Source organism: Modestobacter sp. SYSU DS0657 (assembly GCF_054050925.1).
Genome location: NZ_JBJHAG010000029.1, coordinates 1 through 26,628, shown reverse-complemented (window position 1 = coordinate 26,628; position 26,628 = coordinate 1). Strand labels below are relative to the sequence as shown.

The 26,628-nt window shown below is 73.6% G+C and carries 23 protein-coding genes; 9 read left to right on the top strand and 14 right to left on the bottom strand.

From position 1 onward, the window contains the following. Positions 1–9: 9 nt before the first annotated feature. The 4 genes from ACI79A_RS16370 to ACI79A_RS16355 form a co-directional block, all read right to left on the bottom strand. A complete protein-coding gene (locus tag ACI79A_RS16370) occupies positions 10–1,500 on the bottom strand; it encodes an MFS transporter (protein ID WP_457084814.1) in 1,491 nt (496 codons plus the stop codon). A gap of 67 nt (positions 1,501–1,567) precedes the next feature. Further along, the gene (locus tag ACI79A_RS16365) at positions 1,568–2,650 is read right to left on the bottom strand and encodes an alkene reductase (protein ID WP_457084813.1); all 1,083 of its coding nucleotides are present in this window, start codon (positions 2,648–2,650) and stop codon (positions 1,568–1,570) included. 71 nt (positions 2,651–2,721) lie between these two features. Then, complete coding sequence (locus tag ACI79A_RS16360) at positions 2,722–3,519, bottom strand: hypothetical protein (RefSeq protein WP_457084812.1); 798 nt, start codon at positions 3,517–3,519, stop codon at positions 2,722–2,724. A gap of 38 nt (positions 3,520–3,557) precedes the next feature. Further along, positions 3,558–5,399, bottom strand: coding sequence for an ABC transporter ATP-binding protein (locus tag ACI79A_RS16355; protein WP_457084811.1), 1,842 nt, complete (start codon positions 5,397–5,399; stop codon positions 3,558–3,560). A gap of 70 nt (positions 5,400–5,469) precedes the next feature. Between ACI79A_RS16355 and ACI79A_RS16350 the strand changes: the two genes are divergently transcribed. Both ACI79A_RS16350 and ACI79A_RS16345 read left to right on the top strand, forming a co-directional pair. Further along, entirely contained in the window at positions 5,470–5,886 is a 417-nt protein-coding gene (locus ACI79A_RS16350; RefSeq protein WP_457084810.1) for a MarR family winged helix-turn-helix transcriptional regulator, read from the top strand. Between the two features lie 63 nt (positions 5,887–5,949). Beyond that, the gene (locus ACI79A_RS16345; protein WP_457084809.1) at positions 5,950–6,825 is read left to right on the top strand and encodes a dienelactone hydrolase family protein; all 876 of its coding nucleotides are present in this window, start codon (positions 5,950–5,952) and stop codon (positions 6,823–6,825) included. A gap of 1 nt (position 6,826) precedes the next feature. Here the strand turns inward: ACI79A_RS16345 and ACI79A_RS16340 are convergent, their stop codons facing one another. Further along, positions 6,827–7,201 (bottom strand): VOC family protein, encoded by a 375-nt coding sequence (locus ACI79A_RS16340; RefSeq protein WP_457084808.1) that lies wholly within the window; start codon positions 7,199–7,201, stop codon positions 6,827–6,829. A gap of 118 nt (positions 7,202–7,319) precedes the next feature. Here ACI79A_RS16340 and ACI79A_RS16335 point away from each other — a divergent pair, with 118 nt between their 5' ends. Then, positions 7,320–9,383 carry a hydantoinase/oxoprolinase family protein gene (locus ACI79A_RS16335; RefSeq protein WP_457084807.1) on the top strand — a complete coding sequence of 688 codons (2,064 nt, stop codon included), beginning with the start codon at positions 7,320–7,322 and terminating at the stop codon, positions 9,381–9,383. Then, positions 9,380–11,266 carry a hydantoinase B/oxoprolinase family protein gene (locus ACI79A_RS16330; protein WP_457084806.1) on the top strand — a complete coding sequence of 629 codons (1,887 nt, stop codon included), beginning with the start codon at positions 9,380–9,382 and terminating at the stop codon, positions 11,264–11,266. The genes ACI79A_RS16335 and ACI79A_RS16330 overlap by 4 nt, the downstream gene beginning before the upstream one ends. 66 nt (positions 11,267–11,332) lie before the next feature. Here ACI79A_RS16330 and ACI79A_RS16325 read toward each other — a convergent pair whose 3' ends face one another. Together ACI79A_RS16325 and ACI79A_RS16320 are read right to left on the bottom strand one after the other, a co-directional pair. After that, on the bottom strand, positions 11,333–11,539 hold the full coding sequence (locus ACI79A_RS16325) for a hypothetical protein (RefSeq protein ID WP_457084805.1): 207 nt from the start codon (positions 11,537–11,539) through the stop codon (positions 11,333–11,335). A 26-nt stretch (positions 11,540–11,565) separates the two neighbouring features. Then, the gene (locus ACI79A_RS16320) at positions 11,566–12,066 is read right to left on the bottom strand and encodes a DnaJ family domain-containing protein (protein ID WP_457084804.1); all 501 of its coding nucleotides are present in this window, start codon (positions 12,064–12,066) and stop codon (positions 11,566–11,568) included. A gap of 52 nt (positions 12,067–12,118) precedes the next feature. Here ACI79A_RS16320 and ACI79A_RS16315 point away from each other — a divergent pair, with 52 nt between their 5' ends. After that, complete coding sequence (locus tag ACI79A_RS16315) at positions 12,119–12,601, top strand: STAS domain-containing protein (protein WP_457084803.1); 483 nt, start codon at positions 12,119–12,121, stop codon at positions 12,599–12,601. A gap of 62 nt (positions 12,602–12,663) precedes the next feature. On the opposite strand, the gene ACI79A_RS16310 is transcribed toward ACI79A_RS16315, so the two are convergent. The 4 genes from ACI79A_RS16310 to ACI79A_RS16295 form a co-directional block, all read right to left on the bottom strand. Then, complete coding sequence (locus ACI79A_RS16310) at positions 12,664–13,230, bottom strand: MarR family winged helix-turn-helix transcriptional regulator (protein WP_457084802.1); 567 nt, start codon at positions 13,228–13,230, stop codon at positions 12,664–12,666. Then, positions 13,227–14,090: an SDR family oxidoreductase gene (locus tag ACI79A_RS16305; protein WP_457084801.1), complete on the bottom strand. Its 864-nt coding sequence runs from the start codon at positions 14,088–14,090 to the stop codon at positions 13,227–13,229. The genes ACI79A_RS16310 and ACI79A_RS16305 overlap by 4 nt, the downstream gene beginning before the upstream one ends. A 70-nt stretch (positions 14,091–14,160) precedes the next feature. Beyond that, on the bottom strand, positions 14,161–15,081 hold the full coding sequence (locus ACI79A_RS16300) for an anti-sigma factor RsbA family regulatory protein (protein WP_457084800.1): 921 nt from the start codon (positions 15,079–15,081) through the stop codon (positions 14,161–14,163). Positions 15,082–15,392: 311 nt separating this feature from the next. Beyond that, positions 15,393–16,976, bottom strand: coding sequence for a cache domain-containing protein (locus tag ACI79A_RS16295; protein WP_457084799.1), 1,584 nt, complete (start codon positions 16,974–16,976; stop codon positions 15,393–15,395). A gap of 243 nt (positions 16,977–17,219) precedes the next feature. On the opposite strand from ACI79A_RS16295, the gene ACI79A_RS16290 reads away from it, so the two are divergent. Continuing rightward, positions 17,220–17,765 (top strand): phosphoribosyltransferase, encoded by a 546-nt coding sequence (locus ACI79A_RS16290; protein WP_457084798.1) that lies wholly within the window; start codon positions 17,220–17,222, stop codon positions 17,763–17,765. Here the strand turns inward: ACI79A_RS16290 and ACI79A_RS16285 are convergent. Continuing rightward, the gene (locus tag ACI79A_RS16285; protein ID WP_457084797.1) at positions 17,762–18,883 is read right to left on the bottom strand and encodes a class I SAM-dependent methyltransferase; all 1,122 of its coding nucleotides are present in this window, start codon (positions 18,881–18,883) and stop codon (positions 17,762–17,764) included. The two genes, ACI79A_RS16290 and ACI79A_RS16285, sit on opposite strands and share 4 nt — an antisense overlap. A 150-nt stretch (positions 18,884–19,033) precedes the next feature. Here ACI79A_RS16285 and ACI79A_RS16280 point away from each other — a divergent pair, with 150 nt between their 5' ends. Further along, the gene (locus ACI79A_RS16280; RefSeq protein WP_457084796.1) at positions 19,034–20,626 is read left to right on the top strand and encodes a methyl-accepting chemotaxis protein; all 1,593 of its coding nucleotides are present in this window, start codon (positions 19,034–19,036) and stop codon (positions 20,624–20,626) included. 96 nt (positions 20,627–20,722) lie between these two features. Here ACI79A_RS16280 and msrA read toward each other — a convergent pair whose 3' ends face one another. After that, complete coding sequence (msrA, locus tag ACI79A_RS16275; RefSeq protein ID WP_457084795.1) at positions 20,723–21,376, bottom strand: peptide-methionine (S)-S-oxide reductase MsrA; 654 nt, start codon at positions 21,374–21,376, stop codon at positions 20,723–20,725. Positions 21,377–21,568: 192 nt separating this feature from the next. Further along, a complete protein-coding gene (yicI, locus tag ACI79A_RS16270) occupies positions 21,569–23,845 on the bottom strand; it encodes an alpha-xylosidase (RefSeq protein WP_457084794.1) in 2,277 nt (758 codons plus the stop codon). A gap of 223 nt (positions 23,846–24,068) precedes the next feature. On the opposite strand from yicI, the gene ACI79A_RS16265 reads away from it, so the two are divergent. Further along, complete coding sequence (locus ACI79A_RS16265) at positions 24,069–25,091, top strand: LacI family DNA-binding transcriptional regulator (RefSeq protein WP_457084793.1); 1,023 nt, start codon at positions 24,069–24,071, stop codon at positions 25,089–25,091. Between the two features lie 157 nt (positions 25,092–25,248). Further along, complete coding sequence (locus ACI79A_RS16260; protein WP_457084792.1) at positions 25,249–26,490, top strand: sugar ABC transporter substrate-binding protein; 1,242 nt, start codon at positions 25,249–25,251, stop codon at positions 26,488–26,490. The last annotated feature ends 138 nt before the right edge of the window (positions 26,491–26,628 follow it).

Genomic DNA, 26,628 nt, shown 5'->3' with positions numbered 1-26,628 from the left:
TGCGGGCGGTCACTCGCCGTCCTTGCCCACCAGGGTGCCGCCGGCGACCAGCCCGGCCTCGGGGTGGCGCAGCTCGACGTCGGGCTCGCCGTGCGTCCCCGGGTCCCGGCGCACGGAGGGGATCAGCAGCGCCGCCAGCGCGCCGAGCACCAGCGCTCCGGCCAGCATCAGAAACCCGGCGGTGTAGCCGCTCTCGGCCGGCAGCCCGGTCGGCCCGGCGTGCGCGGTGACCACCGCGGCCATCACCGCGGCACCGATCGAGCCGCCCACGGTGCGGATGTTGGCGTTCATCCCGCTGGCGACGCCGGTCTGGTGCGGCGGCACGGCCGCCACCACCAAGTTCGACATCGCGGCGAACGCCAGCCCGAACCCGGCGCCGATCACGGTGGAGATCGCGTAGACCTCCCAGCGCTCGCCGTGCACCAGGGCGAAGAGGGCGTAGCCGGCGGCGGTCAGCAGCGTGCCGAGGACGAGCAGGTTCTTCGACCCGAACCGCAGCGCCAGCCGGCCGGCGGCCAGGCCCAGCACGAACGAGGCCACCGTCTGCGGCAGGTTCATCAGCCCGGACTCGGTGATCGAGGCCCCGAACCCGTAGCCGGCGGAGGTCGGCGTCTGCAGGAACTGCGGCACGAAGGCGAACGCGGCGTACATCCCGAAGCCGACCAGCAGCGCCACCAGGTTGTTGGTCCACACGGCCCGGACCCGCATCATCCGCATGTCCACCAGTGGCTGGGCGGCGCGGTACTCGACGACCCCCCAGGCGACGGCGAGCACGGCGGCGAGGGCCAGCAGTCCCAGCACGCGGGGGGAGCTCCAGCCCCACGCCGGCGCCCGGCTGACCGGCAGCAGCAAGGCGACCAGCCAGCCGGAGAGCAGCAGCGCGGCGCCCCAGTTGATCGATCCGCGCGTGCGCTCCCGCGACTCCGGGACGACCATCTGCGCGGCGAGCGCGGCGCAGACCAGCGCGATCATCGGCAGCCAGAACAGCCAGGTGTGGTCCAGGGCGTCGACGATCGGGCCGGCCAGCACGAGACCGGCGCCCGCGCCGACGGCGAGCATCGCGGAGATCGTCCCGATCGCGCCCGGCACCCGTGGGGCGGGCAGCTCGTCGCGGATGATGCCGAAGGACAGCGGCAGCATGCCGCCGCCGATCCCCTGGACCACCCGCGCCACGATCATCACCGTCAGGTCCTCGGCCAGCGCGGCGAGCAGGCAGCCGACGGCCAGCGCCACCAAGGTGACGACGAGCATCCGCTTCTTGCCGGCCATGTCGCCCAGCCGGCCCATGATCGGCGTGCAGACCGACGCCGAGAGCAGGTAGGCGGTCATCACCCAGGTGACGTCGGCCTGGGTGGTGTCCAGCTCCCGCTGCAGCGCGGGCAGCACCGGGGTGACCAGCGACTGCAGCAGCGCGAAGGCGACCACACCGGTGGCCAGGACGGCGAAGGTCGCGGTGGGGTGGGCCCGGCGCGCGGGTGCTGCGTGCCTGGGGGTGCCCACCCTCCCAGCGAACCGCGGGCGGCCCCGGAGGCGCGCCCCCGTTTCCGCCTGGAGGGTGGGCCCCCGGTCAGCTCTGGCTGAGCTGCAGGGTCGGGTAGTCGGTGTATCCCTCCGCGCCGGCGGCGTAGAACAGCCTCGCGTTCGGCTGGTTCTCCGGGTGCTCACCCTGCCAGCGCTCGACCAGGTCGGGGTTGGCGATCGCGGCCCGGCCGACGGCGACGGCCTCGGCGTGCGCCGCCTCGATCAGGGCGACCGCCTCCGCGCGGGTGGTCACGGTGCCGAACCCGCTGTTGGCGACCAGCGGGCCGCCGAAGCGGCGGCGCAGCTCCTGGACCAGGTCACCGGCCGGCTCGGCGTGCAGGATCGACAGGTAGGCCAGGCCCAGCGGCGCCAGCTGGTCGACCAGGGTGCCGTAGGTGGCCAGGACGTCGTCCCGGTCGGTCTCCAGCGCGTCCTGGATGTTGTGCTCGGGCGAGATGCGCAGCCCGACCTTGCCGGCACCGACGGCCTCGGCGACCGCGGTGACCACCTCGACGACGAAGCGGGCGCGGTTCTCCGGTGTGCCGCCGTAGACGTCGTCGCGCTGGTTGGACGCCGGCGAGAGGAACTCGTGCAGCAGGTAGCCGTTGGCACCGTGCACCTCCACACCGTCCAGACCGGCGTCGACCGCGCGCCGGGCGGCGGCGGCGAAGTCGTCGCGGACCTGCGCGGCCTCCTCGGTGGTGAGGGCGTGCGGCACCGGGTACGGCTGCTTGCCCTTCTCCGTGTGACCCGCACCGTCGATGGCGATCGCGCTGGGCGCCTCGACCCGGCGTCCGCCGTTGACGTCCGGGTGGGTGACCCGGCCGCCGTGCATCAGCTGCAGGACGATCCGCCCGCCGCGGGCGTGCACCGCCTCGGCGACGCGCGCCCAGCCGGCGGCCTGCTCGTCGGTGACGATGCCGGGCTGGCCGACGAAGGCCTGCGACTCGAACCGCGGGTAGGTGCCCTCGGTGATGATCAGGCCGATCGAGGCGCGCTGGGCGTAGTGCTCGACCAGCAGGTCGTTCGGGATGCCGGAGGCACCGGCGCGCATGCGGGTCAGCGGGGCCATCACGACGCGGTTGGCGAGCTCGAGGTCGCCGAGCGTCACGGGGGAGAACAGGTCCATGCCGTCAGCAAGGTCGTTGCGCGGGCGAACTGTTCCGGCACCGACCCGACTGCGGCGAGGCTCACTCCCCGTCAGCGTCGGCGCAGTTGGACACCGGCGCCCACGAGCAGGAGAGTTCCGCCCACAACGACCAGCCCGAGCGTCCGCGTCCGCTTTCCGCCAGCCTGCACCGATGACGGGCGAGTCGAGGCGACAGCGGCCGTACCCGACGGTGCCGGGGTCACCGGATCACCGGCTGGGGACGAGAGAACCGGTGCCGTGGCGCGGGTTTCGGTGGAAACGGTCTTGTCCGCCGAGGTCGGCTGAGCGCAAACAGCCTTGCCGCACGAATTGCACTCGACAAGGGTCACGACCTCCCCGGCACCAACGGTCCACGTGGCCGCCCGAGTCGAGCGAGAGGGGCGCCTGTACTTACTGAAGTCGTGCACGGCAACGATCGCCGCGCCCACAAGGTAGGCAATCGCGACGACAACACCCGTTTCAGTCGGTCCAGCATTCGGGATGGAGAGCCCGAGCGCCAGCAGGCCTCCCAGTGCGATCGCTACAACCACTGCCACCCATCCGCGACCTCGACTCTCGAGCACGAGTCCTGTGACAAGGGCCAAGACAACACCCGCACAGGCCGCTACGACGTCGGTAGCGGCGATGTCCGCCTTCCCGCCCTGAATGGTCAGGTAGTACGCCACCCCTGCAGGCAGGGCGGAGGCCAAACCTGTGATTCTTCGGGTCCACGCCTGACGCTCGGTCTCATGTTGGCCGGTGCGAAACAGGTCGCCGCTCGTCGTCAGTGACTTCTCCACATGTGTGCGATCGGCACGAACATCGGCTTTCTTGATGTCGGCTTCCGGGTCACACACGACGGCTGACACTGCCGCTATTGGGTGCTTCAGTCTCTGAGGTCAGCCGGTCAGCCGGTCAGCACGGCCTCCCGCTCCGCGGCGCCGGCGAGGGCGGCGTAGCGACCGCCGCGGGCGAGCAGCTCCTCGTGGGTGCCCTGCTCGACCACCCGGCCCTGCGCGAGCACCGCGATCAGGTCGGCGTCCCGCACGGTGGAGAGCCGGTGCGCGATGGTGATGGTCGTGCGGCCGTGGCTGACCTCGTCCAGCGCCGTCTGTACCGCGCGCTCGGTGGCGTTGTCCAGCGCGCTGGTCGCCTCGTCGAGCACCAGCACCCGCGGGTCGCGCAGCAGCGTGCGGGCGATCGCCAGGCGCTGCTTCTCCCCGCCGGAGAACCGGTGCCCGCGGGCGCCGACCACGGTGTCGTAGCCGGCCGGCAGCGCGGCGATGACCTCGTGCACCTGGGCCCGCCGGGCGGCGTCGACCAGCTCGGCGTCGGTGGCGTCGGGCTTGGCGTGCCGGAGGTTCTCGGCGATCGTGCCGTGCAGCAGGTAGGTCTCCTGGGCGACGACGCCGACGGCGCGGGCCAGGTCGGCCAGCGTCACGTCCCGCACGTCGACGCCGTCGATGGTCACCCGGCCGCTGGTCGGGTCGTTGAGCCGCGCCACCAGGGAGGCCAGCGTGCTCTTGCCCGACCCGGTCTCCCCCACCAGCGCCAGCGTCGCGCCGGCCGGCACGGTCAGGTCGACGTCGGTCAGCGCGTCGCGGTGCCCGTCGGCGTAGCGGAAGCCGACGTGCTCGAACCGCACCTCGCCGCGGACGTCGCCCAGCGGGACCGGCTGCGCCGGGTCGTCGATGTCGACCGGCAGGTCCAGGTACTCGAACACCCGGCTGAACAGCGCCATCGAGGCGGTCAGCGAGACCCCGATGTCGAGCAGGCCCATCAGCGGGCGGAACAGCGCGCCCTGCAGCGTGGTGAAGGCGACCAGCGTGCCGATCGTCATCCCGCCGGACGTCGCGGGCAGGCCCGCGGCCAGGTAGATCAGCGCCGGGATGCCGGCGAAGACGATGCTCATCGTGGCCATCCGCCAGCGGCCGGCCAGCTGGGAGCGGACCTCCAGGGCGACCAGGTGGTCGGAGGTGGTGGCGAACCGGGCCGACTGCGCGGGCCCGGCGCCGAGGGTCTTGCCCAGCAGCACGCCGCTGACGCTGAGCCCCTCCTCGACCTGGGAGTGCAGGTCGGCGAGGGAGCGCTGCCGCTGCGCGGTGATGGTGCGGCGCATCCGGGCGACCCTGCGGGTGAGCCAGATCGCCGGCGGCAGCACGATCAGCGACAGCAGCGACAGCCGCCAGCTCAGCGCGACCATCGCGATCACCGTGCCGATCACCGTGGTGGCGTTGGCGGCGAAGGACGTGGCGGTGGAGGTGACCACCGACTGCATGCCACCGATGTCGTTGGTCAGCCGCGACTGGACCTCGCCGCCCTTGGTGCGGGTGAAGAAGCCCAGCGACTGGCGCTGCAGGTGGGTGAAGACCGACGTCCGCAGGCCGTGCATGACGTGCTGGCCGACCGTGGTGGACAGCCAGGTCTGCAGCACGCCGAGGACGGCGGTCACCGCCGCGACGCCGATCATGCCGACGACCGCCCAGACCAGCAGCGGGACGTCCTGCGCGGGGATGGCCTCGTCGATGACCAGCCGGATGAGGAACGGCGTGGCCAGCGCGATGGCGGAGCTGGCCACGATGAGCACGACCACTGTGGCGAGCTGCGCGCGGTAGGGGCGGAACAGCCCGGCCACCCGGGACCACCGGACGGGCGAGCGCTCCAGCTGCGCGCGGTCGGCCGGGTCGGGCCGCCCGGCGGGGCGCCCGCCTCCCCGGCCGGGCTGGAAGGTGTCGTCGATGGCGACCACCCCTCTCTCGAAGCTTGCTGAGGTTACCTCACGGTGTGGTAACCGCGCATCCGTCGGTACTGTTCCGGGCATGCGCGACGGCGGGACGGCGACCCTGGGCGACCTGCTGATGCGGGTCGCGCGCACGCTGCGCCGCCGGTTCACCGCCACGCTGGCGCCCTGGGACCTGTCGCCGCACCAGGCCCGCGCGCTGCGCGTCGTCTGCTCGCGGGACGGCGTCCGGCTCTCCGAGCTCGCCGAGGCGCTGCGCATCGCCCCCCGCTCGGCGACGGAGGTCGCCGACGGCCTGGCCGAGCGCGGGCTGGTCGAGCGCACCGCCGACCCGCGCGACCGGCGCGCCGTGGTGCTGGTGGCCACCGACGCCGGCCGCACGGTGCAGCGCGAGGTCGACGAGGCGCGGGCCGCCGACTCCACCGAGCTGTTCGGCCGGCTGTCGGCCGAGGACCGGGCGACGCTGGAGCGGATCCTGCGCCAGCTCACCGACTGACCCGTCGCCCCCTGCTGCGCCGAGGTCTCGACCGATCGGTGCCCCGTGCGCCACGATCAGGCGATGACAGAGTCGTCAGCACTGGCAGTCTGGACGTCCGAGGACTTCACCGACGCCGGCATCACCCACACCCTGTTCTCGCGCGGCTCCGGACCCGGGGTCGTGCTGCTGCCGGAGGTCCCCGGCGTGACGCCTCAGGTGCTGGGACTGGCCGACCACCTGGTCGAGGCCGGCTTCACCGTCACCGTCGTCTCGCTGCTGGGTGAGCCCGGCCGCCCGCTCTCCCCCGCGTACGCGCTGGGGTCGACGGCGCGGGCCTGCCTCACGCGTGAGTTCCGCATGTTCGGCACGCGCACCGACCGGCCGGTGGCCCGCTACGTCCGAGCCGTCGCCCGCCGGCTGCACGACCGCCTCGGCGGACCGGGCGTCGGCGTGGTCGGCGCCGGCATCAGCGGCGGGTTCGCGCTCGCGGCCGCCACCGAGCCGGTGGTGCTCGCACCGGTGGCGAGCCACCCGTCGCTGCCCTTCGGCGTCTCGCCCGGACGGCGGGGCGACCTGGGGATGTCCGACGAGGAGCGGGACGCCGTCATCGAGCGGGTGCACGGCGAGGGGCTGCGCCTGCTGGGCCTCCGGTTCAGCGAGGACAAGATCTGCCCGCCCGACCGCTTCCGCACCCTGCGCGCCGCCTTCGGCGACGGCTGGCTGCCGATCGTGATCAGCTCCCGCGCCGGCAACCCCGCCGGCATCAGCAGAGCTGCGCACCGGGTGCTGACCCACCCCGAGGTCGAGGGACCCGGCCACCCCACCAACGACGTCCGGGCCGAGGTGGTCGCGTTCCTCCGCGACCGGCTCACCGGCGCCGGCACCCCCGTGCACGCCGGTGGCGGCCTGCGGAACGCGCTGCTGGACCCACCAGGGCAGCCGCGGGCGGACGCCTGACCTACTCGGGCAGGTAGAGGCAGAACGGGTGGCCGGCCGGGTCGAGGTGCACCCGGACGTGCTCCTGCGGCTGGAACGCGGCCGGTGTGGCGCCCAGCGACCGGGCGAACGCGCTGGCCGCGTCCAGGTCGTCGACGGCGATGTCCAGGTGCACCTGCATCCGCGGGTCGCCGGGACCGGCGGGCCAGACCGGCGGCACGTGGTCGGGCTCCAGCTGGAAGGAGAGCGCCGGGCCACCCGGGCGCAGCGTCACCCACTCCGGGTCGTCGGTGTCGATCGGCCAGTCGAGCAGGGTGGCGTAGAACCGGGCCAGCCCGCGCGGGTCCGGGGTGTCGAGCACCGTGGCGGTCAACGTCATCCGCGGGCGGTCAGCCATGTACCGACGCTAGCCAGCCCCACCGACGGAACGACAGCCGACGCCCGTCCAGCGCCTGCCGCGACGTCCACGGGGAGGGCCTTCCGGCGGCGGTATCTCACCGCTAAGGTTTCTCGACATGAGCGGGCGCCGGGTACGCATCGGGATCGACACCGGGGGCACGTTCACCGACGTCGTCGCCGTCGACGAGGCGACCGGTGAGGTCGCCACCACCAAGACGCCGTCCACCCCGGCCGACCCGGCCGAGGGGTTCCTCGCCGGCGTGCAGAAGGTGCTCGGCCAGCTGGGCCTGGACGGCACGGCGGTCACCGCGGTGAGCCACGGGACGACGGTCGCCACCAACCAGCTGCTCGAGGGCAAGCTCGACCGGATCGGGTTCATCACCACCGAGGGCTACGAGTCGGTGCTGGAGATCGCCCGGCAGTCGGTGCCCGACGGCTACGGCAACAGCTACTTCTGGGTCAAGCCGCCGCGGATCGTCCCGGCCGACCTGGTCCGCACGGTGCGCGGCCGGCTCGACGTCACCGGTGCCGAGGTGCGGCCCTTCGACCGGGACGACGCCGTCGCCGCCGCGCGCTTCTTCCGGGACGCCGGCATCACCACCATCGGCGTCTGCTTCCTGCACTCCTACGCGAACGACGCGCACGAGCAGGCGATGCTCGAGGTGCTCCACGTGGAACATCCCGACGCCGTCGTCTCGATCAGCTCGCAGGTGCTGCGGGAGTACCGCGAGTACGAGCGGTCGGTCACCACGCTGGTCGACGCCGCCGTGAAGCCCCGGGTCGGCGCCTACGTCACCAACATCCGCCGCCGGCTCGACGAGATCGCCCCCGGTGTGCCCTTCTACGTGATGAAGAGCAACGGCGGCGTGCTCAGCGCGTCCGAGGTGGTGCACCAGCCGATCACGACGATGCTCTCCGGCCCCGCCGCCGGTGCCCTGGGTGCCGCGCTGATCGCCGGCACCGCCGGCTTCGACCGGGTGCTCACCTGCGACGGCGGCGGCACCTCCACCGACGTCACCGTGGTGATCGACGGGGAGCCCACGCTGACCACCGAGGGCTCGGTGGGCGACTACCCGTCCAAGATCCCGATGATCGACGTCGTGACCGTCGGCGCCGGCGGCGGCTCGATCGCCTGGCTGTCGCCGGAGGGCACGCTCAAGGTGGGGCCGAAGTCGGCCGGCGCCGACCCGGGGCCGATCTGCTACGACAACGGCGGCGAGCAACCGACGGTCACCGACGCCCACGTCGTCCTCGGCCGCATCCCCCCGCACCTGCTGGGTGGTGAGATCCCGCTGTCGGTCGACGCCGCCCGCGCGGGGCTGGAGCGACTCGGCAGGGAGCTGGGCCTGTCGGTCGAGCGCGCCGCCACCGGGATCCTGGAGATCTCGGCGTGGAACCAGGCCAACGCGCTGCGCCAGGTCACCGTCGCCCGCGGCCTCGACGTCCGCGACTTCACCCTCACCACCTTCGGCGGCTCCGGCTCGCTGCTGGCCTGCCGGCTGATGGACGTCCTCGGCCTGCCGCGCACCCTGGTGCCGCCGAACCCGGGCAACGTCAGCGCCTTCGGGCTGCTGACCGTCGACGTCCGCAACGACTACGTGCAGACGATGGTCGCCCGGCACGCCGACGTCGCCCCCGCCACGCTGGCCACCGCCTTCGCCGACCTCGAGGGCCAGGCCGGGGTCGCCCTGGACGGCGAGGGCTTCCCGCGCAGCGAGCAGCGCATGCAGCGCACCGCCGACCTGCGCTACGTCGGCCAGGCGTTCGAGGTGCGGGTGCCGGTCGGTGAGGGTGAGATCGACGCGGCGGCGATCGAGGCGGTGGCCACCGCCTTCCACGCCGCCCACCGCCAGCTGTACGGCTACGACTTCGCCGACGACCCGCGCCAGGCCGTGGAGTGGGTGAACCTGCGGGTCAGTGGCGTCGGCCCGATCCGCCGTCCGGAGATCGTCGAGCCGGCGCCGACCGGCCGGGACTCGCGCCGGGGCACCCGGCGGGTGTTCTTCGACGAGTGGGTCGACGCGCCGCTGCACTGGCGGCCGGACCTCTCCCCCGGCGACGTCGTGGCCGGGCCCGCGGTGATCGAGGAGTTCGGCTCCACCGTCCCGGTGCACCCCGGGTTCCTCGCCACCGTCGACCGCTTCGGGAACCTGCTGCTCACGAAGGAGACCACCCGATGAACCGCCAAAATGGCCATTTTGGCGGCACTGACGCCGCCGACCCGGTGCTGGTCGAGATCGTCGCCGGCACGCTGGCGGCGATCGAGAAGGAGGTCGAGACCTCCATCGGGCGCACCTCCCGCTCGCCCATGATCCGCGACGCACACGACTTCCGGGCCGGCATCCACGACCGCCAGCTGCGCAAGCTCACCGGCCGGTCGTACTCGGCGCTGGTGCACCCGGTGGTCCGCGACCACCCGATCGACACGATGAACCCCGGCGACGTCTTCTTCCACAACGACGTCTACCTCTCCGAGGGCGGGATCGGCCACCTGCCCGACCTGTGCGTCACGGTGCCGGTGTTCGCGGCGGCGGCCGACGGCACCCCCGAGGTGGTCGCGTTCATCCAGGCGTTCGGCCACCACGACGACATCGGCGGCGCGGTGCCGGGCTCGATGCCGTCGGCGGCGACCAGCGTGTTCGAGGAGGGCCTGATGGTCCCCCCGATCAAGCTGTGGGACCGCGGCGTCCGCAACGACGCGGCGCTGACGATCATGACACGCAACTCGCGGATGCCCGACTCGCTCGCCGCCGACCTCGACGCCGAGTGCTCCGCCTGCCTGGTCGGCGCCCGCCGGCTGGGCGAGCTCTTCGACCGGTACGGCGTCGCCGCGGTCGAGGCCTGCTTCGAGGCGATCCTGTCCAGCTCCACCGAGGTCTACCGCCGCGAGATCCTGTCCCAGATCCCCGACGGCTCCTACGTCTGGGAGGACTACGCCGAGCACGACGGCGTCGAGGAGCCGCAGCTGCACCGGCAGCGGATCACGCTGACCATGGACTCCAGCAAGGACGTCCCGCTGGTCATCGACTTCACCGGCACCGGGCCGCAGGCCAAGGGTCCGATCAACCACTGCGGCGACTACGCCGACGGCAACTTCCTGAAGAAGTGGCTCGCCCCGATCCTGCGCAATCTCGCCGAGAGCCCGGAGCGGATGGCCGAGCTCGACGTCAACGAGGGCGTCGTGCCGCTGATCGAGATGCGCTTCCCGGAGAAGGGCACGCTGCTCACCCCGATCTTCCCGGCGCCCACCAACGCCCGGACGTTCGTCATCCTGCGGCTGCTCGGCGTGCTCGCCGGGGTGCTGGCCAAGGCCACCGGCGGCCGGATGCCCGCCGACCAGGAGACGATCCGGTACACCGGCGTGTACGGCACCGACGCCAACGGCGAGCCGTACCTGATGCGCGAGGTGCTCGGCGGCGGCTCGGGCGGGCGGTACTACGCCGACGGCGAGGACACCATCCACGTCGTCCCGGACTCCCGGAACCTGCCCACCGAGTTCACCGAGTCGCGCTTCCCGCTGCGGATCGAGCGGCTGGCCCTGGCGAAGGACTCCGGTGGCCCGGGTCGCTACCGCGGTGGCTGCGGCTACGAGAAGGACATCCGGGTGCTGCGCGACGCGCACTTCATGTCCATCGCCGACCGCTCGATCCTGTCCTGCTGGGGCGTCAACGGCGGCAAGGCCGGGCGGCCGTTCTCCATCACCGTCGACCCGGGCGGTCCCGACGAGCACGAGGTCGACGCGCTCGCCGACGCCGAGCCGCTGAAGGCCGGCACCGTCGTCCGGGTGCGGACGACGGGCGGTGGCGGCTGGGGCGACCCGCTGGACCGCCCGGTCGAGGAGGTGCTGCGCGACATCGCGTGGCGGAAGGTCAGCATCGAGGGCGCCCACCGCGATTACGGGGTGGTCGTCCGGGAGGACGGCACCGCCGACGAGACCGCCACCGGGCAGCTGCGCGCCGCGATGCGGGCGGACCGCCCGGAGACCGAGCCGTTCTTCGACCGTGGACCCGGCTACGCGCTGCTCTCCGGCGGTGCGGCCTTCAACGAGTTCGACCTGCTGTAGGCCGGGGCACCGTCGTGCTCTGCCCACCCGCGGTGGACGGAGCACGACGGTCAGGTCCGCCGTCGCTCAGGCGCCCGGGTCCGTGTCCCCGACCGGGGGCTTGGCGCTCTCGCCGTCCTGGCCGGCGTCGCCGCGGTTGACCGGGGCGTCCGTGCTGCGCGGGTCGTCGCCGGTGTCCGCCACCGACTCGGGCACGAGCGGGGTCTCGTGGAGGACGTTCTCGCGCGCCTGGTCCCGGTCGGTGCCCGGGACGTCGTCCGGTGTCTGGCTCATCATGACCTCCTGTCGGGGCCCCGCCCCTACCCGGCGGCGCTGCGCCGAACCCGCCACCAGCGCCGGCGGACCGTCGTGACCGGCTCGGGCTCGGGAACGGCCGGCTGCTCCGGTCGCGTCGCGCGCCAGCGGGCCAGCTCGACCTCGACGTCGGCCATCCCGACCGGCACCCACACGCCCTCGACCGGGCGGCGGTAGTACTGGTCGACCCGGGCGTTGTGCGCCTCCACGACGGCGCGGGCCGCCGCCTCCGAGGTCTGGCGGGCCACCAGGGCGGGCAGCTGCTCCCGCTCCTTGCGCAGCGTGAACCCGGTCGGCAGCATCCCGGCGACCAGCGTCCCGGCGTCGCCGTCCTCCCGGCGGGCCCAGGCCAGCGCCCAGTCGTAGGCGGTCTCCTCGCGGTCGCGGCGGGGCAGCGGCTTGCCGGCCGGGCCGAGGTCGTCGAAGGCGCCGTCGGCCCGCGCGCGGTCGATCTGCCGCTCCACCCAGGTGTCGAAGGACATCCCCTCGGGCTTCCGCTCGGTCACTCCGCCCCCCCTCCGCTCCCGCTCCACCTCGACGATACGAGGCGTCACGGGCATGAAGCGGCGGGTGGCCGGGCACAGCCGGGACATGGACGAGACCGCTCCTGGCACCGCCGCCCCGAGCCCTGACAGCCCCCGCGTCGCCGAGCTGACCGGCGAGGGGGTACGGGTGACCACCGCCCAGCCGGACGAGTCGACGGCGCAGATCCGGGTCGCCGGCGAGCTCACCGAGGAGAGCCGCCGCCCGCTGGTGCGCGCGATGACCGACCTGATGCTCAACTCGCCGTCGCTGAACCGCGTCGAGCTGGAGCTCTGCGACGTCACCTTCATGAACTCCGCCGGCATGTCGATCCTGGTCCAGCTGGAGCGGCTGGCCGAGCCCCGCGGCATCGAGATGCCCCTGGTGGTCGACTCGGGCACCGTGGCCCGGCCGCTGCAGGTGTCCGGCCTCTGGCGCCGGTTCACGATCATCGACCGCCGCGAGGGTTCCCCGCCGACGGTCCACGAGGGCATGCCGCCCGGCACCGACCACCGCTAGCCAGCGGCCCGTCCAGAGGCTCGCGCCGAGCGTGCGAGGCGTGAGGGGGACGGGGGCCTTCGTCAACTGGCGTCGGGCGTCGCTCCCGGTACGCGTCCCAGCGAGACCAGCCAGCGGCGCAGCAGCCCGGCCAGCTGGTCGATCTCCTCGGCCGTCAGCCCGGCCAGCATGCCCCGCTCGGTCTCCAGGTGGTCGGGCAGGGCGCCGTCCAGCGCCGTCCGGCCGGCCTCGGTGAGCGTGACGACGACGGCCCGCCCGTCGGCCTCGCTGCGCCCGCGGGTGATCAGGCCCTTCTCCTCCAGCCGGTCGAGCCGCTGGGTGATCGCCCCGGAGGTGACCAGCGCGGTGCGCATGAGCGCGGTCGGGGTGAGCTGGTAGGGCGCCCCGGCCCGGCGCAGAGCGGCCAGCACGTCGAAGGACGGCGCGTCCAGGCCGTGCCGGGCGAACGTGGCCCGCTGGGCGAGGAACACCTCCCGCTGCAGCTGGGTCACCCGGCCGATGACGCCCATCGGCGAGCAGTCCAGGTCGGGCCGCTCGCGGGCCCACTGGGCGAGGATCACGTCCATCGCGTCGCCGTCGGGCACGTCGGGCACGCGGACGTCCGGCGTGGTTCGCTCCGGCGCGGTCACGCCGGCTCGTCGTCCGGGAGGACCTCGACCGGCAGGTCGAGGTCGGCGAGGTGCTCGGCGTAGCTGCGCGGCGGGCGACCCAGCAGGTCGGTGAGCACCCGCGGGCTGCCGGTGAACCCGTGCGCCCGGTAGTGGTCGAACATGGTGCGCCGGCAGCGGGCGGCGTAGGCGGTGGGCACCTCCCCGCCGGGGACGACGTCCTCGGCGACGATCTCCCGGCCCACCCGGGCGCTGACCAGTTCGGCGATCCGGGGGGCGGTGAGCGGCTCGGGCCCCGCCGCCTCGAAGGTGCCGCCGTCGAGGCCGTCCTCGGTGAGCAGCACGGCGGCGGCCTCGGCGACGTCGCGCACGTCGACCAGCGACTGCGCCGTCCGCACGCCCCACAGGCTGCGCAGCTCGCCGCGGGCGACCGCCTCCGGCAGCTCGTCGTCGAGGTTGTCGGCGTAGGCGCAGGGCTGCAGCACCCGCCAGGAGGCGAGTCCGCTGGCGTCCAGTGCCTCCTCGGCGAGGTCCTTGGCGGCGTGGTGGGGCATCACTCGCAGCTGGGGGCGGAGAACCGAGTGGTAGACGAGCCGGGGCAGGCCCGCGCGGCGCGCCTCGCGGAACAGCGCGGGCGCCCCCTCGGCCTCGTCCGGATCGAAGTTCGGCCAGATCAGGTACATGGCGTCGGCGCCGGCGAACACCTTCGACCAGGGCAGCGGCTGGGTCAGCTCGGCCCTCACCACCTCGGCGCCCAGGTCGGTCAGCTCCGGGCGGGGCCCCGGGCGGGACACCACGGCGCGCACCGCCTCGCCCCGCTCGCGGAGAGCACGGACCACCGCGGTCCCGGTCCGTCCGCCGGCGGCGGTCACCACGATCACACCGACACCTTAGGTCTGAGAGACCGTCCCGTCCGGTTCACCACGGGCGCGCACCCCACGGAGGGTGGGTTCAGCGGGTGGGCGCGCTCAGCCGCACCGTGAACCCGTGCGGTCCGCCGATCAGGTCGACGTGCTCCCACAGCTTGCGGGCCAGCCACAACCCCATGCCGCCCTGGGAGAGGTCGTCGCCGTGGGCGGGCACGAACCCGGCCAGCGGGTCGGCGTAGCCCGTACCGCGGTCGGCGATGGTGCAGACCACCCAGCCGGGATTGGCCCACACCCGGGCGGACACCGGCGGCGTGCCGTGCCGGAAGGCGTTCGCGGCGATCTCGCTGACCGCCAGGTGCATGTCCTCGCAGCGGTTCCGGTCGGGGACGTACCGGGCCAGCACCTCGGCCAGCTGGTGCCGCAGCCCGGCCAGCGTCGGGGCGCCGTCGACGGCGAAGACCGGGGGCCCGGCCTCCATCGGCTCGCGGGGCAGCGGGAGCTCGGCCAGGTAGCTGGCCGGCGGCCGGTAGTCGGGGTTGGCGGTCGGGACGCCGTCGACCAGCAGGAAGGGGTGGGTGGCCCGGGCGCTGTCGACCGCCGCGGCCGGAAGCACCCGCTCGTCGTAGGGGCACAGCGCCGACATCGGGGTACCGGCCAGCAGCTCGTTGATCGCCGACTCGTAGCGCTGGGCCTCCCGCCAGTCGCGCGGGGCGGAGCCGAACTCGGGGTGACCGAACACGCGCAGCCGGCCGGAGCCGGCGCCCGCGGCGCGGTCGAGCAGGCGTCGGGTGGTGGTGATCGCATCGGGCCCACGCGCGCCGCGCAGGGAGACCCGCGGCTCGCGGACCACGGCCGCACCGGCGCCGCCCAGCTCGTCGACGAGCAGCTGGGCGGTCTCGTCCGGGCAGGTCAGCACGACCAGGTCACCGGCGACGAGCCCGGCCTCCAGCCACGGCAGGGCAGTGGCGAGCAGGTCGTCCTCCGGCCGCAGCACCACAGCCATGTGCCCCACCCGCCCGGAGCGGCCCCTCCTGGGTGCACCGCTGCCCGGACCGCCGCGGTCCACCTGCGCACGCTGCGGGGCGCGCACGGGGTGGCCGCCGATCGTGGTCATCACACCTCTCCGGACGAGCAGGGACTGCGGGCACAGAACTGGTGGCATTCTCAAACACCCACCCCAGTTCTCGGCAACCGCCCCCGGCGACCGGAGCCCCACGATCGGGTGACCCGGCCCTCACCTGCGCTGGAGCGAAACCGGTCACGGCCGGTGCGGCCACCACCCGGCGTGTCGCCCGGGGCCGTCCCGCCGGGGGCTCAGCTCCGGAAGCCGTCGATCGACCGCATCAGCTCCCGAGACATCCGGACCAGGTCCTCCGTGGCCAGCTGCATCCCGCCGACGCCGGCCGAGGTCTCCTGAGCGCCCCGCGCGACGTCGCCGACGGTGGCCGCGATGGACCGGCCGCCCTGGGCGGCGTCCCCGATCGCCCGGGTCATCTCGTTCGTCGTCGCGGTCTGCTCCTCCACCGCGCTGGCGATGGTCGTCTGGTAGTCGTTGATCGCGGCGATGACCTCGCCGATGCGGCCGATCGCGTCCACCGCGCCGGAGGTGTCGCCCTGGATGGCCTCCACCCGCCGCGCGATGTCCTCGGTCGCCCGCGCCGTCTCCTGCGCCAGCTCCTTCACCTCGTTCGCCACCACGGCGAACCCCTTGCCCGCATCCCCGGCCCGGGCCGCCTCGATCGTGGCGTTGAGCGCCAGCAGGTTCGTCTGCTCCGCGATCGAGGTGATGACCTTGACGACGTCGCCGATCTCCTTGGAGCTGTCGCCGAGCTTGGTCACCGTGCCGTTGGCGCTCTCCGCCGCCTGCACCGCCTCGCCGGCCACCCGGGCGGCCTCGGCGGCGTTGTGCGCGATCTCGCGGATCGAGGCGCCCATCTCCTCGGCTCCGGCGGCGACGGCGTCGATCGCCGTGCTGACCTCCCTGGCGGCGACGGTGACGCTCTCGGCCTGGCCGGTCGACCGGGTGGCGGCGCCGGCGATGCCCTCGCCGGTCTCCGACAGCGTGCGGGCGGACTCCTCCAGGCGCGTCGAGGCGTTGCCCACCTCGGTGACGACCGCGGCGACCCGGCCCAGGGTGGTGTTGAGCGCCTCGGAGAGCTGGTCGAGCTCGTTGCGCCCGTCACCGCAGTCGAGCCGCCGCGCCAGGTCGCCGGTGGCCAGCACGTCGGTCATCCGGCGCAGCGGGCTGGTGATGCTGCGCGAGATCAGCAGGGACAGCAGCGCGATGGCCAGCAGGACCGGAGCGGCCCACATGGCCATGTGCAGCAGCTCGCCGCGGAAGGCGCCGTTGAGGTCGGCGACGTAGATGCCCGACCCGACGATCCAGCCCCAGCGCTCGTAGCCGGCCACGTAGGAGATCTTCGGCTGCGGGTTCTCCTCGCCCGGCTTGGGCCACAGGTACTCGACGAACCCGCTGCCGTCCCGCTCGACGACGTCGGCCATCTCGACGAAGAGCTTCTTGCCGGTGGGGTCCTCGGAGGCGGAGAGGTCGGTGCCGTCCAGCTCCGGCTTGATCGGGTGCATGACCATCGCCGGCGTGCCGTCCTGGACCCAGAAGTACTCCTCGCCGGAGTAGCGGAGCCCGCGGACCGTGTCGACGGCCGCCTGCTGGGCGGCGGCGGTGGTCATCGCACCCGAGGCCTCCTGCTCCCCGAAGTGGGCGAGCACGCCGAGCACCGACTCCACGGCGGCCTGCGCCTTGTTGCGCTGCTCGTCCTCGATCGTCGTCCGCACCTGCAGCGCACCGATCACCGCGATGGTGGCCATGCCGACCACCGTCACCACGACCAGCGCCCACAGCCGTGTGCTGACCCGCACCGCACGCAGGCGTGCACCCATGTCCTGCTCCCGTCCTCCGGCGCACCCGTGCGCTCGCTGCGGCCGGCCCGGTGGACCCGCCTCACCGACGGTCTCGACCGGCGCGGGCCGGAAATCAAGCCGAGCTGTGATCTTCGTCTCTACGGCACGCGACCCGGTCGTGTGCTGCAGGACCGCGGGTCAGCGACTCGCCGCAGTTCCGGCACGACAGCGGACCCGGGCTCGGCTTGCGGTGCACCCCGACCCGGCTGGGAGCATGGCCGGGTGAGCGACCAGCGCGAGACGCTGACCTACGAGGACTTCGGCCGGGCGGCGCGCGAGCTCGCCCAGCAGATCGCCGACGACGGCTTCGAGCCCGACATCATCCTGTCGATCGCCCGCGGCGGCCTCTTCCTCGGCGGCGCGCTGGGCTACGCGCTGGACGTGAAGAACCTCTTCGTGATGAACGTGGAGTTCTACACCGGCGTCGACCAGCGGCTCGAGCTCCCGGTGGTGCTCCCGCCGACCCTCGACGTCGTCGACCTGACCGGCGCCCGGGTGCTGATCGCCGACGACGTCGCCGACACCGGCAAGACCCTCGAGCTGGTCCAGGAGTTCTGCGCCGGGCACGTCTCCGCCGTCCGGACGGCGGTCGTGTACGAGAAGCCCCGGTCGCTGGTGGCCTGCGACTACGTCTGGAAGCGCACCGACGCCTGGATCGACTTCCCCTGGTCGACCCTGCCGCCGGTGCAGAAGGACCCCGCTGCCCCCCACCGCTCGCAGACTCGCGGCGGGCCCCTGCAGCGAGGCCCGAGCGGGGCCGGGCACTAGCGGCGGGTGCTGGCCGTGACGGTGAACGTCGGGTCGCGGGTGACCTGACGGGTGGGGCCGACGAGCCGCTGCAGGGCCGGGCGGTACGGCAGGTGCGAGTTGAACACGCACCACAGCTCCCCGCCGGGTCGCAGCACCCGGGCGGCGCCGGCGAACAGCCGCTCGGCGGCGGTCTCGGCGACCGTCGTGCCCAGGTGGAACGGCGGGTTGCACACCACCAGGTCCACGCTCGCGTCGGGCAGGCTCCCCGCGGCGTCGTCCCGGCGCACGTCGATGCGGTCGGCGAGCTCGTTGGCGGCCGCCGTGGCCGTGGCCGACGCGCAGGCGGCGGCCGACTGGTCCGACGCGAGCACCGTCAGCCCCGGCCGGGACCGGGCCAGCTGCGCGGCCAGCACGCCGGTGCCGCAGCCCAGGTCCAGCGCCGACCGCGCCTCCGGGACGGCGTCGGGCAGCACCCGCACGAGGGCGCGGGTGCCGCGGTCGACCTTGGCGCCGGCGAAGGCGGCGCCGTGCGCGCAGACGGTGAGGGCCAGCTCGTCGTCCTCCCGGCACCGCGGGAAGGTCTGCTCGACCGGCTTCGGCCCGCGGGCCACCAGCACCCGGGACTTCTGCCGGGCCAGCGTCGCGGACACCTCGGTGAAGGCCAGGCCCAGGACGTCGTTCATCGCGTGCGTCATGTGCTTGACCCGGGCGCCGACGTAGAGCGTGACGCCCGGGTCGGCGTCCGCCGCGACCACCTCGGCGAGCTCCCGCAGCGCGTGCAGGCTCTTCGGCGCGCGGGCCAGCACCACCCGCGCGCCGCGCACCAGCTCGGGGCCGAACGGCAGCGCCGCGTAGGAGCCGGTCAGCCCGACCCGCTCGGCGTTGCGCGCCAGGGCGAGCTCGCCGATCAGCGCGTCCTGGTGCACCCGCGGGCCGCGCACCTCGTGGAGGGCGACGGCGCCGAGGGTCAGCGCGCCGTACGCGTCGTCGATGATCGCGACGCCCTCGGGCTGCCGGCGGAGATCGGCCGCGGCCTCGTCGAGCAGCAGCCGGTCGGTGGCGTCGACGGCGACCAGGTCGGGGGCGTCCACGTCGGGGTCCCGGCGCAGCTGGGCGAAGAGTTCGGCCGGGTCCATGCCGCCCACTCTGCCGGGCCCGCCCGGTGCCGCCGGCACCGCCCCGTACGTCCGATCGGGTGATCTCGTTCCGGAAAGGGGCCGGAGGTGCCGATGTGCGTTCTGCCGCGCGTGGACCCACGGGCGGCGACCGCACCCCCGGAGATCCTCATGCCCCTGCTCGGTGCCCAGTGGTTCGCCGACCGCCCCGTGCGGATCAAGGTCCTCGCCTCCACGGCCGCCGCCGGCGTCGTGGCCGCCGTGATCGGCGGCCTCGGCCTGACCGCGCTCGCCGACTCAGCGGCGACGAGCGAGGCGATCTACGTCGACAACGTCCTCAGCATCGAGGAGATCGGCCTGATGATCGACGACGTCGAGCAGATCCGGCTGGCGATCGGCGCCGCGACCGCCGTGGACACGCACGCCCCGCCGCTGTCGGAGGTCCACACGCTGGTCGCCGACTACCAGCGGCAGGTGAGCGCCTACGCCGCGAACCACCGGACCGGGCTGAAGCACGACCTGGTGGTCGAGGCGACCGACGACCTCGCGCAGATCGACACCCTGACCAGCACCGTCCTGATGCCCGCCGCCGCGGCGGGCGTGACCACCGCGGTGCCCCCGGGCGCCGAGCAGGTCGAGCCGCTGCTGACCGAGGTGATCGAGGACCTGGCCGAGCTGCGCGCCATCGACACCCGGGAGGCGGCGTCCGCGGCGGCCAACGCCCGGGCGTCCTACGAGCACCACCGCACCATCGCCCTGGTCGTGCTGGGGGTCGGGCTGGCGGTGGCCGTGGCCATCGGCCTGCTGGTGGCCTCGGTGATCACCCGCGGCATCCGGTCGGTGCAGTACGTGGCCGAGGGGCTGGCCCAGGGCGACCTGACCCGCACCACCGGCCTGACCAGCAAGGACGAGCTGGGCCGGATGAGCGCTGCGCTCGACCAGGCGACCGGGTCGATGCGTGCGGCCATGGGCGAGGTGGTCGGCTCCGCCGACGCGGTGGCCGCCGCCGCGGAGGAGCTGTCGGCGTCGACCACGCAGATCGCCGCCGCCGCGGAGGAGGCGAGCACCCAGTCGCAGGTGGTGACCACCACCGCCGACTCGGTCTCCCGGCACGTCAGCACCGTCGCCGCGGGGGCCGAGGAGATGGGCACCTCCATCCGCGAGATCGCCACCAGCGCGACCGACGCGGCGCGGGTGGCCACCGACGCCGTCCGCCGGGCCGAGGCCGCCAACGCGGCGGTGCTCGCGCTGGGCGAGTCCAGCCGGGAGGTCGGGAACGTCGTGAAGATCATCACCGCCATCGCGGAGCAGACGAACCTGCTGGCGCTGAACGCCACCATCGAGGCCGCCCGCGCCGGGGAGTCCGGCAAGGGCTTCGCCGTGGTGGCCAACGAGGTGAAGGAGCTCGCCCAGCAGACCGCGACGGCGACCGAGGAGGTCGCCCGGCGGATCGAGGCGATCCAGACCGACGCATCCGGCGCTGTCGACGCCATCGGCGAGATCGGCAGCGTGGTGGGTCAGATCAGCGACCACCAGACGGTGATCGCCAGCGCGGTGGAGGAGCAGACCGCCACCACCAACGAGATGGCCCGGTCGGTCACCGAGGCAGCCGGCGGGGCCGGGGAGATCGCCGCGAACATCGTCGGCGTCTCCCAGGCGGCGGACTCGACCACGCAGGCGCTGACCCAGACGACGACGGCGGTGGCCGAGCTGTCCCGGATGGCGACCGGCCTGCGCGGGACGGTCGGCCGGTTCACCTACTGAAGAGGGCGGGCTCCCGCGGGCGGGAGCCCGCCCTCTCGGCCCCGTCCAGAGGCTCGCCCCGAGCGTGCGAGGCGTGAGGGGGACGGGGGGCCTCCCTCAGACGCCGGGCAGGCCCACCGGGCAGCTCACGCCGGTGGAGTTCACCGGGCAGTAGCCGTTCGGCACCTTGTACAGGTACTGCTGGTGGTAGGCCTCGGCGTAGAAGAACTCGCCCAGCGGCGCGATCTCGGTGGTGATCTCGCCGTAGCCGGCGGCGGTGAGCCGCTCCTGGAAGACGTCGCGGCTGACCTTGGCGGCCGCCTCCTGCTCCGGGCCCTGGGTGTAGATCGCCGAGCGGTACTGGGTGCCGATGTCGTTGCCCTGCCGCATGCCCTGGGTGGGGTCGTGCTCCTCCCAGAACTCCTTCAGCAGGCGGTCGTAGGAGATGACCGCCGGGTCGAAGACGACCAGGACGACCTCGGTGTGCCCGGTGCGCGCGGAGCAGACCTCGTCGTAGGTCGGGTTCGGGGTGTACCCGCCGGCGTAGCCCGCGGCGGTGGAGTAGACGCCGGGGGTCTCCCAGAACACCTTCTCGACACCCCAGAAGCAGCCCGCACCGAAGACGGCGGTCTGCATGCCCTCGGGGAAGGGCGGCTGGATGCGGTTGCCGTTGACCGCGTGCACCTCGGGGATGCCGGGGAGCGGCTCGGAACGGCCGGTCAGGGCGTCCTCCGCGGTGACCGGCTGGGTCTTGGCGCGGGAGAAGAACATGATCCTATGGTAGGTCCGTCCTGCACCCCGGACCCGCCTCGTGCGACCAAGCGCACAGGCGCACCCTCGGGACATGCCGATCTGAGCACGCCGGGGTCGACCGCGTGGGCCGGCCTCTTCCGGCTCGCCGGCTTCCGGCGGTGGTGGACGGCTCGACCCCGCGGTGCAGGCTCCGGCTGGCGCCCGGCGCCGTCAGAGGTGCAGCCGCACCGACGTCGCCCCCGTGGCCAGCACGGCCGTGGACTCGTCCCCGGCGACCTGCACGCCCCACGCCCCCGGCGCGTGCGCCGCGGTGACGGTCACGACGTCGCCGGTGCGCTCGACCGTGAAGACGGCGTCCGCGCCGCCGACGCCGTCCCCGGGGACGACGACCTGCGAGCGGTGCCCGTCGCGCAGGCGGTACAGGCGCAGCACGACCCCGTCGGCCCAGTCGTAGTCCGGCCGGTCGCTGCGGGCGCCGACCGGGAGCACGGTGTCCGGGCGCACCAGCAGCGGCAGGCTCAGCGCGTCGTGCTGCTCGGTGACCCAGCGGGGGCCGGTGAGCACTGCCCCGGACAGCAGCGACGTCCACTCCCCCTCCGGCACGTAGAACCGGACCCGGCCGTCGGCGGCGAACACCGGCGCCACCAGCAGCGACTCGCCCAGGTGGTACTGCCGGTCGAGGAAGGCCGCCGTCGGGTCTTCGGGGTGCTCCAGGAGCATGGCGCGGGCCATCGGCAACCCGTCCTCGCTCGCCTGCCGGGCCGTCGCGCCCAGGTAGGGCATCAGCGACATCTTCAGCCGGGTGAAGGAACGCAGCACGTCGACCGCCTCCTCGTCGAAGGCCCACGGAACCCGGTAGGAGCTCGACCCGTGCAGGCGGCTGTGCGAGGACAGCAGGCCGAAGGCGACCCAGCGCTTGAAGACCTCGGGGTCGGGAGTGCCCTCGAAGCCGCCGATGTCATGGCTCCAGTACCCGAAGCCGGAGAGCCCGAGGCTCAGCCCACCGCGCAGGGTCTCGGCCATGGCCTCGAAAGTCGAGAAGCAGTCGCCGCCCCAGTGCACCGGGAACTGCTGCCCGCCGGCGGTCGCCGCGCGCGCGAAGACGACCGCCTCACCCTCGCCCCGCTCCTCGCGCAGCAGCTCGAAGACGGCGGCGTTGTAGGCCTGCGCGTAGTAGTTGTGCATCCGCTGCGGGTCCGAGCCGTCGTGCCAGACGACGTCGGTGGGGACGCGCTCGCCGAAGTCGGTCTTGAAGGCGTCCACGCCCATGTCCAGCAGAGCACGGAGCTTGCCCTGGTACCAGGCGACGGCGCCGGGGTTGGTGAAGTCGACCAGCCCCATGCCGGCCTGCCACATGTCCCACTGCCACACGCTGCCGTCGGCACGCCGCACCAGGAAGCCCTGCTCGGCCGCCTCGGCGAACAGCGGGGAGGCCTGGGCGATGTAGGGGTTGATCCACAGGCAGACCCGCAGGCCGCGCGCCTTGAGCCGGGCCAGCATCGCCTCGGGCTCGGGGAAGACCTCCGGGTCCCACTCGAAGTCGCACCAGCGGAACTCGCGCATCCAGAAGCAGTCGAAGTGGAAGACGCTCAGCGGGACGTCCCGCTCCGCCATGCCCTCGATGAACGAGGTCACGGTGGCCTCGTCGTAGTCGGTGGTGAAGGACGTGGACAGCCACAGCCCGAACGACCAGGCCGGCACCTGCGGCGGGCGGCCGGTGAGCGCGGTGTACCGCCGGAGCACGTCCTTGGGCGTCGGGCCGTTGACGACGTGGTACTCGAGCACCTGCCCCGGCACGCTGAACTGCGTGCGGGAGACCACCTCGGAGGCGACCTCGAACGAGACGTGCTCGGGGTGGGCGACGAAGACCCCGTAGCCACGGTCGGAGAGGTAGAAGGGCACGTTCTTGTAGGCCTGCTCGCTGGACGTGCCGCCGTCGGCGTTCCAGACGTCGACCACCTGGCCGTTGCGCACGAACGGGGTGAACCGCTCCCCCAACCCGTACACGTGCTCATCGACCGCCAGCGTGAGCTGCTCGTGCACGTGGTGCTCGCCCGATCCGGTGGTCACGATTCCGATGGACTTGGACCCGCTGGAGGTGAGCACCCGGCCGTCGGCGACGAACTCCGCCAGCCAACCCGGCCCCCGCGGCACCCGCACCGACAGGCCGCCGGACGTCAGCACCCCCGCCTCGTCGTCGACCTCGACCGTCACGTGCCGGGACGGGTCCTCGGCCACCGCGAACTCCGGAAGCCGCGGGACGCCACCGGCCCAGTGCTCGATCCGCACCCGGATGACGTCGGGCGCCGGGGAGCTGTAGGTGACCGTGACGGTGGGCTGGTTGAGCGTGTTGCCTCGCTCGCGGATCACCGCCGTCGGGGCGAGCACGGTCATCCGGCCGTCCGCGGCGGTGATCGAGCGGACGTCACGGGGACGGAGCACGGAGAAGCCCGCACGGTCCTGCCAGTAGCCGTCGGTGAACTTCATGCGCGCACGCCGCCTCGTCGTCGAGTGGTGCCGTCGATACGCTTCGACGGCTGCTGCGGAGGGACGCTAGGGCACCGCCCGATACGGCGGCAACCCGCCCCCGGGCTCGACTTCCCCGGTCCGCCGGGTGGGCTCGTCGGCCACCCTTGCGCCGGCGAGCGTGACGTTGCTAACGTCCGGCACCAGCAGTCGATCCGTATCGATGACGATCGGAGGTGGTGAGGTGGCAGCGTTCACCAGCCGGGACGTCGCCCGTCTCGCGGGCGTCTCGCAGAGCACCGTCTCCTACGTCATGAGCGGTCGCCGGCCCATCTCGGCCGACACGCGCAAGCGGGTCCAGGCGGCGATCGACCAGCTGACTTACCAGCCCAACGCCGGCGCCCGCGCCCTGGCCAGCCAGCGCACCCAGGTCGTCGGCCTGGTAATCCCGTTCGGGCCGGCCGGCGACACGACCGCGCTGCTCCCCTTCATCGAGACCATCGCCAGCTGCGCGCGGGAGAACGACCACGACGTCCTGCTGGTCACCGCCGACGAGGGCACCTCGGCGCTGACCCGGCTGGCCGGGCGGTCGCTGTGCGACGCCATCGTGCTGATGAACATCGCCGCCGCCGACGACCGGGTGCCCGTGGCCGCGGCCACCCGGGTCCCGGTCATCCTCATCGGCATCCCCGACGACCCCCAGGGCCTGCCCTGCGTCGACCTGGACTACCCGGAGGCCGCCCGGCTGTCGGTGGCCGAGGTCGTGGCGGCCGGTCACGACCGGGTCGTCGTCCTGGGCTGGTCCGCCGACGAGGTCGCCCGGGGCGCCAACTACGTCGGGCGCTTCGAGCGGGCAGCGGTCGAGGCGGCAGCCGCCGCCGGGATCGAGCACCTCGCGGTGAGCCCGGTGGAGGTCTCCCGCGAGGGCGCCCGGGCCGCCGTGGCCGAGGCGCTACGCATCGGCGGGCCGCGCCCGGCACTGCTGGTGCCGGCGTCCTCGTCGGTGCCGTGGGTGCTCCAGGCCCTGGCCGAGCGCGGTGTCGTGCCGGGTCGGGACGTCACCGTCGTCGGTCTGTGCACCGACGCGGTCGCCGAGGCCACCATGCCCCCGGTGACCAACGTGTCCACCGAGCCGCGCACCGTCTCCGCCCGCGCCATGAAGACGCTGTTCCGGTCGCTGGCACGCGACCGGGAGGGTCCCACCAGCGGGGTCGAGCTCGTGACCCCGCGGCTGACCCGGCGGGAGACCACGCTCGCCGCACCCTGACCTCCGGTGGCTCCCCGGCTGCCCGACACAGGCCCGTCCGGGCCTGAGCACGACCGGCGTCGATACGCATCGATGCCGTTCCGCACCACCTGTGACGACGCCGTCGCCACAGCCCGCGTGACCGGCGACGCTGCCGGCACTCCCGGAAGGACCGGCAATGGCTCAACGTGGAGCGAAGAACCGCACCGTCGGCGCGGCGGTAGTGGCACTGACGGCACCGCTGGCCCTCGCGGCCTGCGGAGGGGGCGGCTCCGGGGACGCCGGCAGCTCGGGCGGTGAGGTGACCAGCCTGACCGTGCAGGACACCTTCGTCACCGAACCGGGTGCGAGCTACTACGGCGAGCTCCTGGACGCCTGCGGGCAGGAGAACGGCGTGACCATCGAGCGCAACTCGGTGCCCGGTGGCGACATCATCGCCCGGACCCTGCAGCAGGCATCGTCCCAGACGCTGCCGGACGTCCTGAGCATCGACAACCCCGACGTCGGGCAGCTCGCCGCGGCCGGGGCGCTGGCGCCGCTGGGCGAGCTGGGGGTCACCGCCGAGGGCATCAGCCAGGGCGTCGTCGACGCGAACACCTTCGACGGCGAGCTCTACGGCCTGCAGCCCACCACGCAGAGCCTGGCGCTGTTCTACAACGAGGACGTCCTCGACGAGGCCGGCATCGAGCCGCCGACCACGTGGGCGGAGCTGGAGACGGCGGCCGCGGCCCTGACGGAGGGCAGCCGGTACGGCGTCGCCTTCTCCGCCCCGCCGACCTACGAGGGCACCTGGCAGTTCCTGCCGTTCATGTGGTCCAACGGCGGCGACGAGACCGACATCGCCACCCCCGAGACGGCCGAGGCCCTGCATCTCTGGGTCGACCTGGTCTCCAGCGGGTCGGCGTCCGAGTCGGTGCTGAACTGGGGCCAGGAGGACGTCAACGACCAGTTCATCGCCGGCAACGCCGCCATGATGATCAACGGCCCGTGGCAGTTCCCGGTGCTCGCGGAGAACCCCGACCTGAACTACCAGGTCGCGCCGCTGCCGGCCCCCGAGGCCGGCGGCACCGTCGTCGCCCCGCTGGGCGGCGCCACGTGGACGGTCCCCGAGACCGGCGACGACGCCCGCAAGGCCAAGGCCGCCGCGGTGATCGAGTGCGTCAACTCCGACGAGAACATGGTCGACAACGCCCTGACCAACAGCTCGGTGCCGACGAAGGCCGAGCTGGGCGAGCAGGTCGTGGCCGAGGACCCGCGCATGCAGGCCTTCGTCGACGTCGTCCCGGACCTGCGCTCGCGCACCGCGAAGCTCGGGGACGAGTGGCCGACGGCCGCCACCGCGATCTACACCGCGGTCCAGACCGCGCTCACCGGCGGCGCCTCGCCGGAGGAGGCGCTGGAGCAGGCACAGAATGGCTGACACCCAGCAGCGGGGGGGGGGGGGGGCCCCCCCCCCCCCCCCCCCCGCGGCGCCCCCCGCCCCGCGGGCCCCCCCCCCCCCCGCGCCCCCCCCGCCCGGGGGGCGGGGGGTGCGTGTTGTTTTTTTGTTGACCCCGAC